General features: G+C 39.7%; 11 protein-coding genes, 2 tRNA genes and 1 pseudogene. 11 read left to right on the forward strand and 3 right to left on the reverse strand.

All coding sequences use genetic code 11. From position 1 onward, the window contains the following. Positions 1-284: 284 nt before the first annotated feature. The 3 genes and pseudogenes from prfA to BM308_RS13640 all read left to right on the forward strand — a co-directional run. On the forward strand, positions 285-1379 hold the full coding sequence (gene prfA / locus BM308_RS01825; RefSeq protein WP_074942592.1) for a peptide chain release factor 1: 1095 nt from the start codon (positions 285-287) through the stop codon (positions 1377-1379). A gap of 61 nt (positions 1380-1440) precedes the next feature. After that, positions 1441-2271, forward strand: a complete 831-nt coding sequence (gene prmC / locus BM308_RS01830; protein WP_074942593.1) for a peptide chain release factor N(5)-glutamine methyltransferase — start codon at positions 1441-1443, stop codon at positions 2269-2271. A gap of 720 nt (positions 2272-2991) precedes the next feature. Then, a pseudogene (locus BM308_RS13640) lies at positions 2992-3144 on the forward strand (DapH/DapD/GlmU-related protein); the annotation flags it as partial. A gap of 92 nt (positions 3145-3236) precedes the next feature. Here the strand turns inward: BM308_RS13640 and maoP are convergent. Further along, a complete protein-coding gene (gene maoP / locus BM308_RS01840; protein WP_074942595.1) occupies positions 3237-3590 on the reverse strand; it encodes a MaoP family protein in 354 nt (117 codons plus the stop codon). 535 nt (positions 3591-4125) lie between these two features. Between maoP and glnS the strand changes: the two genes are divergently transcribed. The 3 genes from glnS to bamC all read left to right on the forward strand — a co-directional run bounded on the left by glnS (position 4126) and on the right by bamC (position 7712). Then, positions 4126-5805, forward strand: coding sequence for a glutamine--tRNA ligase (gene glnS / locus BM308_RS01845; protein WP_074942596.1), 1680 nt, complete (start codon positions 4126-4128; stop codon positions 5803-5805). 33 nt (positions 5806-5838) lie between these two features. After that, positions 5839-6297 carry a hypothetical protein gene (locus BM308_RS01850; protein WP_074942597.1) on the forward strand — a complete coding sequence of 153 codons (459 nt, stop codon included), beginning with the start codon at positions 5839-5841 and terminating at the stop codon, positions 6295-6297. 230 nt (positions 6298-6527) lie between these two features. Next, positions 6528-7712: an outer membrane protein assembly factor BamC gene (gene bamC, locus BM308_RS01855; protein WP_074942598.1), complete on the forward strand. Its 1185-nt coding sequence runs from the start codon at positions 6528-6530 to the stop codon at positions 7710-7712. A 67-nt stretch (positions 7713-7779) separates the two neighbouring features. Here the strand turns inward: bamC and BM308_RS01860 are convergent, their stop codons facing one another. Then, a complete protein-coding gene (locus tag BM308_RS01860) occupies positions 7780-8676 on the reverse strand; it encodes a flagellin N-terminal helical domain-containing protein (RefSeq protein ID WP_074942599.1) in 897 nt (298 codons plus the stop codon). 399 nt (positions 8677-9075) lie between these two features. Here BM308_RS01860 and BM308_RS01865 point away from each other — a divergent pair, with 399 nt between their 5' ends. The 3 genes from BM308_RS01865 (at position 9076) to bioA (ending at position 12668) form a co-directional block, all read left to right on the forward strand. Beyond that, a complete protein-coding gene (locus tag BM308_RS01865) occupies positions 9076-10521 on the forward strand; it encodes a carbon starvation CstA family protein (protein ID WP_074942600.1) in 1446 nt (481 codons plus the stop codon). Positions 10522-10654: 133 nt separating this feature from the next. Next, a complete protein-coding gene (gene bioD, locus BM308_RS01870) occupies positions 10655-11329 on the forward strand; it encodes a dethiobiotin synthase (RefSeq protein ID WP_074942601.1) in 675 nt (224 codons plus the stop codon). Continuing rightward, positions 11319-12668 carry an adenosylmethionine--8-amino-7-oxononanoate transaminase gene (bioA, locus tag BM308_RS01875; protein ID WP_074942602.1) on the forward strand — a complete coding sequence of 450 codons (1350 nt, stop codon included), beginning with the start codon at positions 11319-11321 and terminating at the stop codon, positions 12666-12668. Before bioD ends, bioA begins: the two co-directional genes overlap by 11 nt. Positions 12669-12720: 52 nt before the next feature. Here the strand turns inward: bioA and BM308_RS01880 are convergent, their stop codons facing one another. Next, positions 12721-13671, reverse strand: a complete 951-nt coding sequence (locus tag BM308_RS01880) for a phosphoribosylaminoimidazolesuccinocarboxamide synthase (RefSeq protein WP_074942603.1) — start codon at positions 13669-13671, stop codon at positions 12721-12723. A 324-nt stretch (positions 13672-13995) separates the two neighbouring features. Here BM308_RS01880 and BM308_RS01885 point away from each other — a divergent pair. After that, a tRNA-Val gene (locus BM308_RS01885) sits at positions 13996-14073 on the forward strand. Between the two features lie 22 nt (positions 14074-14095). Further along, positions 14096-14173: transfer RNA gene (locus tag BM308_RS01890), tRNA-Val, on the forward strand. The last annotated feature ends 1 nt before the right edge of the window (position 14174 follow it).

The raw sequence follows: 14174 nt of genomic DNA on the forward strand, positions 1-14174 counted from the left end.
TTCTTTCTATTGGATCTTAATTTTAGGTGATCTTTTCAGATAAGCAATTTTTTATACAGAATTCAGAAATATGTTAATAAAAGCCGATATTCAATAGAATCAATCAGTTGGCTTTTTTATGAATGTCTGTAAAACATCAACTCTTTGTTTTTTCCTTTTAAAAATTTCTCGATTTTGTGAAGTACCCTCTTGTCTTTTGTATATTATTTTTTTCTTTACCAATCTTCAAAAAAATGTGATTTCTGCTAAAATAAGGCCAAATTTTTTAACGTTGAAAGAGTGTTATGCAAGAATCTATTTTACGTAAACTAGAGGCTCTGGTTGAGCGTCATCAGGAAGTTGAACAGCTTTTAAGCCAGCCTGATGTTATCGCGGATCAGGATAAATTCCGTGAACTTAACCGTGAGTATTCACAGCTGCAGGTTACAGTAACTACATATAAAGAATATACAACCGCTGTATCAGATCTTGAAGAAATGGAGCTGATGCTGAATGGTGATGATGAAGATATGAAGGCTATGGCCGAGGAAGAAATCGGTCCTACCAGAGAGAAGACTGAGCATCTTGAACATGAGCTTCAGTTACTTCTTCTTCCTCATGACAAGCGCGATGACTGTAACTGCTTCCTTGAAATCCGTGCCGGTACCGGTGGTGATGAAGCTGCTCTGTTTGCAGGTGATCTGTTCAAGATGTACACCCACTATGTTGAGTCAAAGGGCTGGCAGCTTGAGGTTATCTCTGTAGCAGAAGGTGAAATGGGCGGCTACAAGGAAATTATTGCCAAGATGTCTGGTGAAGGCGCATATGGCTATATGAAGTTTGAGTCAGGTGGTCACCGTGTTCAGCGTGTACCTGTAACAGAAACTCAGGGCCGTGTTCACACCTCCGCATGTACTGTAATGGTTCTGCCAGAGATTCCACCTGCAGAAGCTCCAGTTATCAATCAGTCTGATTTAAGAATTGATACCTTCCGTGCATCAGGTGCCGGTGGTCAGCACATTAACAAGACTGATTCTGCAATTCGTATTACCCACCTTCCAACTGGTATTGTGGTTGAGTGTCAGGATGAGCGTTCACAGCATCAGAACAGAGCCCGTGCTATGGAAGTTCTGTACTCAAGACTTGCTCAGTTAGAGGAAGATAAGAGAAATGCACAGGCTACTGAGATGCGTCACAGTATCTTAGCTTCAGGTGACCGTTCTGATCGTATCAGAACCTATAACTTCCCTCAGAGCCGTATTACCGATCATCGTATCAACCTGACTGTTTATCGTTTAGACGAAGTTCTGGCAGGTAATCTTGATCTGATGCTTAAACCTGTAATTGAGGAGTTCAAGGCAGAACAGCTTGCTTCTATGGCTTCTCAGGGTGCTCTGTAATCCCATCACAAATAAATAACTATTCACAGTTTTCTGTGGATAGTTATTAAAAATCCTTCCTATGACTATATTTGAAGCTTTAAAACTCTCCCGTGCAAAACTTGCTGGTGCAGGAATAGAAAGTGCTTCTCTTGATGCCTCTTTAATTCTTTCTTATCTGACAGATTTAACTAAGGTTCAGCTGATTACTCATGATACAGATGAACTTTCTGATGAAACTGTAAATCATTTGAATGAGCTGATAGAGAAGAGAATTAGCGGTTATCCTATTGCTTATATTCTTGGATATAAGGAATTTTGGGGATTGAAGCTAAAGGTAACTGAAGATACTTTAATTCCAAGACCTGATACCGAGATAATAGTTCAAAAGGCTCTCGACTGTAAGGTTCATGGCCCAATTCTGGATATGGGAACCGGAACTGGCGCGATTATTCTGGCTTTAAAATCAGAGTATGGGGATGCGGTTGAGGCTTATGCCTGCGATATTTCTAAAAAAGCTCTAAATGTTGCCAGAGAGAATGCAAGAACTCATTCCCTGGATGTAACCTTTATTGAGTCAGACTGGTTCAGTGCTTTAGGGGATAAGAAGTTTTCTTTAATTGTTTCAAATCCTCCTTACATTGAGGAGAATGATCCCCATCTTACAAAGACTTCTCTTCCTTATGAACCTATAAGTGCTCTGACTTCCGGTTCTGATGGTCTTGATGATATCCGAATCATATGTGCAGATGCTCTCTCTCATCTGGAGTCAGGCGCACCTCTGCTGATTGAACACGGCTATAACCAGGGCAAATCCGTTGCCACTATTTTTACTGAAAACGGTTATAAGAATGTGGAAACCATCAAAGATTTAGCCGGAAATGACAGAGTAACGATTGGGTTTCTTATCTAGTCTGAAAAGAAATACGGCACCAGGTGAAGCACCTGATGCCGATAAGATCCTTATGTTTGTTTGATTGTATAGAATTAACTTATGGGTTCATTATACGGAGAATTAAATTAAAAAAGTTGATCTAGAGCAATGTTTGGAAAATATGCTCATTTTTATATAATAAATTAAACAGTCCTACGTGTTTGTTTGCCTAATCTTATATCTTCTTTGCCTAATTTTGTATAAAACGTTTTTTTACTCTAGTTCCTAATAAAATTAAATCCGATTTATCTGCTGAAATCCTCCTTATGACCTAATCTTAAAATGAGTTCTTTTGTGAGGTACGCCATGACAGATGTATTTGAGAAGCTATTAAAAGGAAGAAAGGTAAATATTCGCTCTGAAGAATTTGCTCCCGCAATTGAGAATATCTATTGGGCAAATGCTATGTGCCATAGAATCAATTTCAGCGAACCTGATTTTAAGATTCTGAAAACTCTTTTTGATGAACTCTTCAATGGCAAGCTCCCTCCGTCTTCAATTCTAATCCCTCCTATTCATATATATTTTCCACGCCATCTGTTTATTGGAGAGAATGTTTTTGTCAATCATAACAGTACCTTTATGGCGGCAGGAGGTATTGAGATTGGTGAAGGTACCTTTATTGGTCCTAATGTATCAATCATTACGGATAATCATGAATTTGGCTCCCTTCAGTATTTGCATCCAAAAAGGGTAAAGATTGGAAATAGAGTCTGGATCGGTGCCAATGCGCTGATACTTCCGGGAGTAACAATAGGGGATGATGCTGTGGTTGGTGGTGGAGCTGTAGTAACTTCGGATGTGGAGAGTAAGACACTGGTTGGAGGTAACCCAGCCAAGGTTATTAAGAAACTTAAGTAATTACTCGATGATTTAAGATTGAGGCAAGAGTTTTAAAGACAAAAAAAAGACGCTATAAAGCGTCTTTTTTTCACACGTCAGAATTAATCTAAGCCTGAAGTGTCGTCTGATGAACCGTTTATGTAGCCATTGCCATTTAACTCGTCATCATTACCAACAGAGCATAGTCTGTGAAGGTGACGTGGCTGGATAACCTGAAGATACTTCTTGAAAATTTTTGCGTTATGATCGGTAATAACCTCATCTGAAGTAATCTGTTTTACAAAAACTTTCTCTTCTTCTGTTTTTGGCTTGCGAGTTCCGTTGTAAAGCTCCATCATTGCAGTGCCATACTTCTCAAGCAGGTTTGACTCATTGATAGTAAAATCACCACTGCGACGGATACCACGTGCAAAGTGCTGGAAATCATTAAAAGGCTTTTCTGACTCAAAGCTCATTTTTGTATCCTCAAATTAGATTACATATACAAATACAAAATTCATGGAATTATATGCTTTTTTTTAGTGTATGTGTAGCATTTAGTTGAAATTATTCTCAGACCGCATTCTACCTGCTGATCTTCAAAGAAAAATGAAATCTATCTCGCAAATTTATACATTAATATGGAAAAGCGTTTTTTTAACATTTTGAACTTTAAGATAAAAATTTTTCAAAAATGTTTTTTTGAAATAAAAACAGTTAATAAAATTGAGTGTTTACAGGCACTTTGCTAGAATTAGCATGTTAGAAAATAAAATCTGCATGATAGATAGAGCAGAAATTAAAAGAATAAATAATGTTCTCTTTAATCGTAAGAGTATCTGTCATAACGTTAATTTAAACTGACTTTTACAGACTTACACGCAAACTTAAAGAGCAAAGGGCATAAGTCGAAAGAATACTGCAGCCCTTTTTTGCTATTAAATAGCATAGGAATCTTCTGAATGGGAAGATTTGTGTAATTAGGTTATTTTGGATTTTGGAGCTTATTAAATGACTGTTGCTGTTGGTGAAGAGGAGAAAATCCCTCGCAACTTTATTACCGACATTATTGATGATGATTTAAATTCAGGTCGCCATGACCATGTTGCAACCAGATTCCCTCCAGAGCCAAATGGTTACCTTCATATCGGTCACGCAAAATCAATCTGTCTGAATTTCGGTCTTGCTAGAGATTATAAAGGAACCTGCAATTTAAGATTTGATGATACCAACCCTGAAAAAGAGGATATGGAATATATCAATTCCATCCAGAGAGATGTTCAGTGGCTTGGATTTAAATGGACTGAGATTCGTCATTCTTCTGATTACTTCGACCGTCTGTACGGTTATGCTTTAGAGCTGATCGACAAAGGCCTTGCATATGTTGACGAGCTTTCTCCTGATGAGATTCGTGAATATCGTGGAACCTTAAAGGAGCCTGGCAAAGAGAGTCCATTCAGAAACCGTCCAATTGAAGAAAACCGTGCTCTGTTTGAGAAAATGAAGGCAGGTGAATTCAAAGAAGGTCAGGTTTGTCTGAGAGCAAAGATTGATATGGCATCGCCATTCATATGTATGCGTGACCCTGTTATTTATCGAGTAAGATTTGCAGAGCATGCCATTACAAAGGATAAGTGGTGTATTTATCCTATGTATGATTTTACACACTGCATCTCCGACGCTATTGAGGGGATTACTCATTCTATCTGTACTTTAGAGTTCCAGGATAACCGCAGACTTTATGACTGGGTTTTAGATCATATTTCCATCAAGGCTCGTCCTCATCAGTATGAGATGAGCCGTCTGAATCTTGAAGGTTCTATCACTTCAAAGCGCAAGCTGAACCTTCTAGTTAAAGAAGGCATTGTTGATGGATGGGATGATCCTCGTCTGACCACTATCTCCGGTCTGCGTCGCAGAGGCTATACACCTGCTTCCATCAGAGAGTTCTGTCGCCGTATCGGTGTGACCAAGCAGGAAAATGTTGTAGAGATGAGCGCCCTTGAGTCATGCATCAGAGATGATCTTAACAGAAATGCTCCTCGTGCTATGGCTGTGCTTCGCCCAATCAAGCTGGTTATTGATAACTATGGTGAGGAAGGTGTAACTGATACTTCATATACTATCAGTAATCATCCTGAGCGTGAGGATTTAGGTTCTAGAATCATCACTATCAGCAAGGAGCTGTATATTGACGAGGCCGATTTTAGAGAAGAGGCTAATAAGCAGTATAAGCGTCTGAAGCTGGGGCATGAGGTTCGTCTGCGTAATTCCTACGTGGTTCAGGCCGTTTCCTGCGAAAAGGACAGTGAAGGCAAGGTTACCGTGGTTCATGTTGTAGCAGTTCCAAATTCAGTTGGTGCAACTATTGAAGGTCATAAGCCAAAGGGAGTAATCCACTGGGTTGATGCTAATAACTGCTATCGTGGCAAAGTTAATCTATATGAGAATCTGTTTAATGTACCTAATCCAGGTGCTGCAGAGGATTTCCTTTCAACTGTAAACAAGAATTCTAAGATTGAAATTGAGAATGCAGCCTTAGAAGCAAGTTTGAAGAATGCAAAGGTTGGTCAGAGTTTCCAGTTTGAAAGAGAAGGTTATTTCTGTGTCGACAGCAAGAACTTTACTGATGATAATCCAGAGTTTAATCTTACTGTTGCTCTAAGAGAGACCAAAAAAGTTTCTGTATAACAAGCGATAAGTGAAAGAAGGAGTGAGTACACTATGTCAGATTTTGAAAATGATGACGCTCAGAAGGAAGAGGGTAAGGTAGCGCCTCCACCAGGAAGTGATTATGAAGTAGCATTCACTTATCATTCTGATAATCAGCTAGAAAGAGCTTATGATAAAGCTGAGCATTGGGTGAAGGTTGGTGTTCGTCCTAATCAGATCTTCCTAGATGATAGATCAATGGGAGTTATCAATTTCCGAAAGGAAATGAGAGATCCTCTTTTAATTCAGGCTGGTGTTGAACGTTTAATCGATTTCAGATGTTCACTGACTCTTTCTGATACTGATGTAGATGCTGTATTCTCAAGTGTCTGCTATTATGAGCCAGGTTCAGAGCCAACCTATATCAATGCTTATGATCCTGAGCTTTCATCCATTAAAGAGGTTTTGAATATGGTAAGTACCAATTTATTCAATTACTTGCAGAAACCTCTTCTTCAGCAGGATGAATAGAATTATCCATATATATTCAAGCATCGTGTAAAGCACGGTGCTTTTTGATTATGTATTAGATTAGCTTCTGTGCGATACAAGAAAACAGTCGACACAGAACTGTATTAGGTAAGTCAGCTGTTCCCTTTGCAATAAGAAGAACTGGTCTGACTCAATAATTAGATAATTACATAGATATTCTGAATAATTGGATATCTAAAAAACAATAATTGAATTACAGGAGTATTTAGGTGACAAAGTATAAGTTAGATAAACTTGCTTTAGTCGTAACTGTAATGGCATTGCCAACTCTTAGCATGACAGGCTGCGTTACTGTAAAAGACTATTACCAAGAATATTTTGGTATGGATAAGAGTACAAGAGAAGTTACCGGCTATTACGAGCACGTTGATTCAAAGATCTACAGAAATACTCTTGTTGTTCCTGAAGGTTTGGATAATCCTGGTCTTAACTCTGAGTTGACCATTCCACAGGTTGATGCCAAGGCTCTACATGGCCCTCTGGGAGAGGCTGTTGATGTTCGTCCTCCAACAGCTCCATACAGGTCTGATATGGGTATTCATACTCAGTGGTCTGATGGTGAGGCTATTGTCTGGTTTGAGAGAAACGGTTCTCATGGAATTCAGACAGAGGATGATGCGTGGATGCTTCTTGCATCTGTGCTCAAGCACATGAATATTGGTGTCGGAAGAATTGCACCAGGCCAGTATCTTCTGACCACCATTTCCCGTGACTTTACAGAGTTCGGTAAGCCTTACGATATAACGGATGCCGATGTTGGTCTTAAGAAGTACAATCAGATCTATCAGATTCGTGTGGGAAGAAATTCCGACGGTTCTTTAGGTATTGCTTCAAAGCTGATTGGTTCAATGACTTCTCTGTCATCAGGCAAGGGAATGGAAGATGTTCTTGATATGATTGAGCAGGAACGTTTTGCTATGGGCTTTGCAAACAATATCATTCACGAGATCGATGCAAAACAGCATGAGTCTGCAGTTGATCCAGACAACCTTGTTGTATCAATCGGTAAGGATCACAACAAGCATCTGGCAATTATTGTTGAAGCTCCATTCGAAACTACTACCTCTATTCTGGAAGGTCTGTTTGACAGATGCGGATGGAAGATTATCAAACACTCTGTAGCTAAGGCAGAGTATGACGTTGAAGTTAATGACAATACAGATAACTGGGTGAATGTAAGAGGCAGACGTCTTCTTGATATAAATACCGGCAAGTACAAGATTCGTGTTGGTATCCACCAGAAGAAGTACAGTGCAATTACTTTCTATAACGAAAAGGATACACCAATTCCAGATCAGGAAATTTCAAGACTATATCCTGGTTTTGCAGACGTTCTGGTTGAAGAATTCAAGAACTATTCAGGTGCTCAGGCTGTAAAGGTTGAAGCTAACTGATAGATTGTTCTGAAAGTATAATAAGGCGTGCTATTGCGTAAGTGGTAGTGCGCTTTTTGTTTTTCGGTCAGCTGCCTAGTAGGGAGAGAATAATACTCTTGCTGTTGATGATTCTTGAGAAAAGAGATGCAATAACCTGCTGTCTTACCATCAGCTCAGCCAGTTTTGATGCCTCTTCTGCATAGTCAGTATCTTCGATTCTTGAGCGCGCATCAGAAAGATTTTCGTACATAGAACTGTTGTTGCGGATTGCTGATTCCATTCTGTTCTGAACAGCGCCCAGCCTTGCCTGATATGAGCTTACTGTATTTATGTATTTATCGATGCAACCAAGTACAGACTCGGCGTTTGAAGCAGAGGTGAGCGAGAAAGAAAGTGAACCGCCTCCTACCTTAAAATAGGATTCACCATCAGAGATCTGGAGATATGAGGCCATGCCGGAAATCGAGAATCCATCGGCAAAGCCTGGAATGGAGATTTTATCTCCTACATTGCCAGTACACTGAATATCAATGCTGCCATTAGAACTGAAAAGCCCGCCAGTATTACCAGAGAGTATCTGTGCTCCACCGAAAGTTGTACTGTTTGATATTCTGTTGATTTCATTGCATAACTCCTGTGCTTCCAAATCCATTGCTGCTCTATCTTCATCGGTATATGTACCAGACGCTGCCTGAATTGCCAGAGTTCTAATTCTCTGCAGCATATTCTTGCTTTCATCCAGAGCATGTTCCATGGTCTGAGCAACTGAAATTCCATCATTTAAGTTCCTAGAGCCCTGCTTATAGCCATTTATCTGGGCGGTAAGGCGGTCCGCAATCATAAGTCCAGCAGGATCATCTTTAGCGGAATTTATTCTTTTTCCAGAGGCCAGTCTTTGAAAGACTGTATCAAGCTCTGAGGTAACGTTATTCAACGTCCTCATAGCACTCATACTCGCTATATTTGTCATATATAGTGGCATTCTGAGTTTCCTCTTTTTAGATAGAAATAATTATTATTTTTTATGATATATGTATCGTTATATATAGTTATAACGGCATAAATTCAGATTTCTGAATAGCAGAAATTGTCTCTAGGTGTAATCTAACTGTAAACGTTTACCTGAAATGTCTGAAACAAATGCAGTGGCATAAAACTGCCTTTGATTTTGAAATCTAACTATGTAAAAACTAAAACGTTTTCAAAGAAGATGGACTTCTGTATTTATAAAATAATTAATCCTAGGAATGTGATTTGTATCTAAAACTACTGTTAAATTTCGTGGAGTCCTATCAACTTTTCATAAATTCTTAGATTATTCCTGGCAAGAAAATTTTATTATACAGTTACTTAACAAACATAAAACAATAAGGAGTCGTGTATGCCAAGATATATGTGGTTTATTATCTCGGTAATAGCCTTGCTTGTAGGTTATTTCGTGTATGGTCGAATTGTCGAAAGAATTTTCGGCCCAAATCCAGCCCGATCAACCCCAGCTAAAACCAAGAGTGACGGTGTTGACTATGTTGCCATGCCAAAATGGAAACTATGGTTGATTCAGTTACTTAACATCGCAGGTGTAGGCCCTGTATTTGGTCCTATTCTTGGTGCTGTTTATGGTCCAACTGCTTTATTATGGATTGTTATCGGTACAATTTTTGCCGGAGCTGTTCATGATTACTTCTCTGGAATGCTTTCTGTTCGCTATGGCGGTGCAAATGTTCCTGATGTAGTTGGTTATAACCTAGGTAAGATTGCCAAGAACGGTATGCGTGTTTTCGCAACTATTCTGCTGTTACTGGTAGGTGTTGTTTTTGCTACTGCTCCTGCGGGGCTTCTAGCAAAACTTTCAGTAGGTCACTTTGATGGTGTAATGACCTTTGGTGCTTGGTTAGGCGTAATCTTTGCTTACTACTTCTTCGCAACCATTATTCCTATTGATAAGATTATCGGTAGAATCTACCCTGTATTCGGTGCATTACTGCTGATCATGGCAATCGGTGTTACCGTTGGTATGTTTGTTCAGATGCCAGATAGCTTCTACTCTTGGGCAACATTTGATCACAATCCTCATCCTAAGGATCTGCCAATCTTCCCTCTAGTATTCATTACTATTGCCTGTGGTGCTCTGTCAGGCTTCCACTCAACTCAGTCTCCTCTGATGGCTCGCTGCGTTGAGAATGAGTCTGAAGGCCGTATGGTATTCTATGGCGCAATGGTAGCTGAAGGCTTTATCGGTCTGGTATGGTGTACTGTTGGTATGACCTTCTACCCAGATGCTCAGGCTCTATTAGCTGCAGGTGGTCCTGCTGTTGTAGTTAACGATTCCTGCGTTGCTTTATTAGGCGGAGTTGGTGGTCTTCTAGCTATTCTTGGTGTGGTTATTCTTCCTGTTACCTCAGGTGATACCGCATTCAGAGCTGCCCGTTTAACTATTGCTGATGTTATTCATCTGCCACAGGTTAAACCAGGTAAGAGACTGATAATTGCTATCCCTGTATTCTGTATTGGTATTGCTTTATCTCAGATTGACTTCAACATCATCTGGAGATACTTCGGTTTCTCAAATCAGACTCTTGCAGGAATCTGTTTATGGTCCGCTGCAGCTTACCTGTTCAGGAAGGGTAAGTTCCACTGGATCTGCTCAATTCCAGCTACATTCATTACTGTAGTATCAGTAAGCTATATCTGCTACGAGAAGTCAATGGGCTTCGGTTTAGATATTACAACCTCCAATATTATTGGTGTTGTTGTAGCTGTAATCTGTCTAGTAAGCTTGCTGAAGTTTGGTAAGACACCTGTAGAAGGTGCTCCAACTGATGTCTGATTTTTAGACAAATCTGTTTAACCGCAAAATCCTCTGAACTCCTATTCAGGGGATTTTTTTTGCTATCGGCATTAGGTAATCTTCTTCGTTTTCAGTATGTTAAAATGTCCTCAGTATAATTGAGGTTAAAAAAATGAGAGGACTATTTGTTACAGGTACCGGTACCGATATCGGTAAGACCTATGTAAGTGCAGCCATAGCAAGAGAACTTACCAAAAAGAATTTGTCTATTGCATACTATAAGGCAGCTGTGAGTGGCTCCGATAGTATCGAACATTCTGATGCCGGCTTTGTAAGGGATTCATCCGGAATAAAACAGAATACCGAATCACTTCTTTCTTATCTTTATGAAAAACCACTGTCACCTCATCTTGCAGCAAGAGGAGAAAATCGCTTTGCAAGCCTGGATAAAATTTTAAAAGACTTCAATTACCTAAGAGTCAACTATGATTATGTACTCTCGGAGGGGGCGGGTGGAATTATATGTCCAGTTGTCTGGGAGAAGAATGATCATCTGATGTATCTTGATATTCTCAAGGCTTTAAAACTTAATGCAGTGGTTGTAGCTGATGCCGGACTTGGAACAATTAATCATACAGTATTGACCATAAGTTACCTTAAACAGAACAGTATAAAAGTAAAGGGCGTAATACTTAATAATTTTGATAATTCCTCTGTAATGCATAATGATAACCTAAAGATGATTGAGGAGATCTCTGGAGTTAATGTTATTGCAACATTGGGAATAGGTGATAAAGAACTGAATTTACGCTATCAGAACATGGAAGATTATTTTGATGAGTGCTAACGAGAATTTAATTGATTTTGATGTAAAGCATATATGGCATCCGGCTGCTCAGATGAAGGACTATGAGTCATTTCCGCCTATTCCGGTAGTTAAGGGAAAAGGCTGTTATCTGTACACCGAAGATGGTCATGAAATTCTGGATATTATCAGTTCCTGGTGGTGTAACCTTTTAGGTCATTGCAACGATGAAATCTCAGATGCCCTTTGCTCTCAGGCAAAGACGCTTGAACATGTTATATTTGCAAACTTTACTCACCCATGGGTTGTAGAGCTTACCAAGGAACTGTTAAGTATCGTTCCAAAGGGGATTACGCACTTTAACTACGGTGACAACGGCTCATCTTCTGTAGAAATGGCACTGAAGATCGCTTTTCAGTACCAGCAGCAGATTGGTCAGACAAAAAGACGAAGATTTGCATGTCTGTCAGAAGGCTATCATGGCGAAACAATTGGAGCTTTATCAGTTGGCAGCATGGATTTATATAATCTGATGTATAAGCCAATGATGATGGATAACATCCATATTGAAGCTCCCGATCTGTTTTTACATCCTGAGGATTATCCTCATAAATGTATGGAGAGAGCAGAGAAGGTTTTCCAGGAGCATGGTTCTGAACTCTGTGCTCTGATTGTTGAGCCTCTGCTTCAGGGCGCCGGAGGAATGAGAATTTATCCTGCTGAATACCTTAAGTTTCTGAGTGACCTTTGCAAAAAGCATGGCGTGCTTTTAATTGCAGATGAGATTGCTACCGGATTTGGACGAACTGGCAAATGGTTTGCCTGTGATCATGCTGGAATAACACCTGATCTGATGTGTATGTCTAAGGCTCTTACCGGAGGTTACATGCCTATGTCTGTAGTTGGTGTAACAGATCAGGTTTATGATGCATTTTTAGGTGAATACTCTGAGGGGAAGGCTTTTCTTCACTCCCATACCTATGCAGGTAATCCTTTAGCGTGTGCCTGTGCTCTCAGTGTCATACGAATCCTAAAACGAGACCATATCATTGAAAAAGCATGTGAAACCGCTCAGTGGTTAAGAAACTCTTTTGCCCAGAGATTCTCTTCACTTGAAAATGTTGGTCAGGTAAGAAGTATCGGTCTTATCAATGTTATGGAAATCGTAAAGGATAAGACTACAAAGGAGAGATTCCCGTCTTCTTTAAGACTTGGATACAGAATATATCAGGACGCTCTTAAGGAAGGACTGCTGTTAAGACCTATAGGGGATACTCTTTACTTTAATCCTCCTCTGAATATCTCCAGAGAGGATCTGTCAAAGGCTATGGATATTACCTACAAGGTTCTGATAAGAAATCTAGATAAAATATCCATATAAATAAGCAAAAGGAGGTGCATCTGCACCTCCTTACAATCACTGTATTTTAATGTTACTTGTTCTTTAAGAACTCGTTAACATTCCTTTCAATCCTTGCTGCAATGTCAGTGTTCTCTGATTTCTCGAACTTCTCACCGGTAATGTTCTCGAAAAGCTCTAGGTAACGATTTGAGATTGATTCAACAATCTGTGGAGTCATCTCTGGAACGGTCTGACCAGCCTTACCCTGGAAACCATTGTCCATCAGCCACTCACGAACGAATTCCTTTGATAGTTGCTTCTGAGGCTCGCCCTTCTCAAATCTCTCCTGGTAACCATCCTTGTAGAAGTAACGGCTTGAATCAGGAGTATGGATTTCGTCCATCAGGTAGATGGTTCCCTTGTGCTTACCAAACTCGTACTTGGTATCAACAAGGATTAGACCTCTCTTTTCTGCAATCTCAGTACCACGCTTGAATAGGGCAAGGGTGTACTTCTCAAGTAAAGCATACTCCTCTGGAGTTGCAAGACCTTTTTCTAAAATCTGTTCTTTTGAAATGTCTTCGTCATGAAGGCCTAATTCAGCCTTGGTGGTAGGAGTAATGATTGGCTCAGGGAATTTCTGATTCTCCTTCATACCCTCAGGTAGCTTAACACCACAGATCTCTCTAACACCGCTCTTGTATGCTCTCCATGAGCTGCCGCATAGGTAGCCGCGAACGATCATCTCTACAGGGAAGCCTTCACACATGATACCAACAGAAACCATTGGATCTGGAGTAGCGATCTTCCAGTTAGGGCAAATATCAGTAGTTGCATCAAGGAATTTTGCTGCAATCTGGTTTAGCATCTGTCCTTTGTATGGAATTCCCTCTGGTAGAACAACGTCAAAAGCAGAAATTCTGTCGGTTGCTACCATAACCAGCATTTCATCATTGATGTTGTAAACGTCTCTTACCTTACCGTGATAAACACTTTTCTGACCAGGGAAATTAAATTCGGTTTTTGTTAATGCGTTACTCATGATATTTGACTTAACCTAATTAAAGGCAGTGAACCTGCCATGAAAAGAAAGATTTTAGCTGCTTAAAAAGAAGCTAAAGTTCATGTGAACGCTGAAATTATACACTAATGTGTATAAAGCTTTTGTTATTCATTAAATTTGCATTTTATTGGGGCAGAGTAATTTAATTTTGTGGACCGGATTAAAGAAAGAACAAAAAAAACTAAAAAAAATTTTGAGTTGATAAACAGCTAATATATGCCTTTTGTTTGTTTATCTAAAAAAATATTAAAAATAACGCTTGCCATATCTCAATTCACCCATTATAATGCACTCACTTTCTACGGATGCTTAGCTCAGTCTGGTTAGAGCATCTGCCTTACAAGCAGAGGGTCATAGGTTCGAGTCCTATAGCATCCACCATGTAGAAAAGTTCATCCAAATTGGATGCTTAGCTCAGTCTGGTTAGAGCATCTGCCTTACAAGCAGAGGGTCATAGGTTCGAGTCCTATAGCATCCACCAT

This window comes from Succinivibrio dextrinosolvens (assembly GCF_900116345.1).
Classification (GTDB): Bacteria; Pseudomonadota; Gammaproteobacteria; order Enterobacterales; family Succinivibrionaceae; genus Succinivibrio; species Succinivibrio dextrinosolvens_B.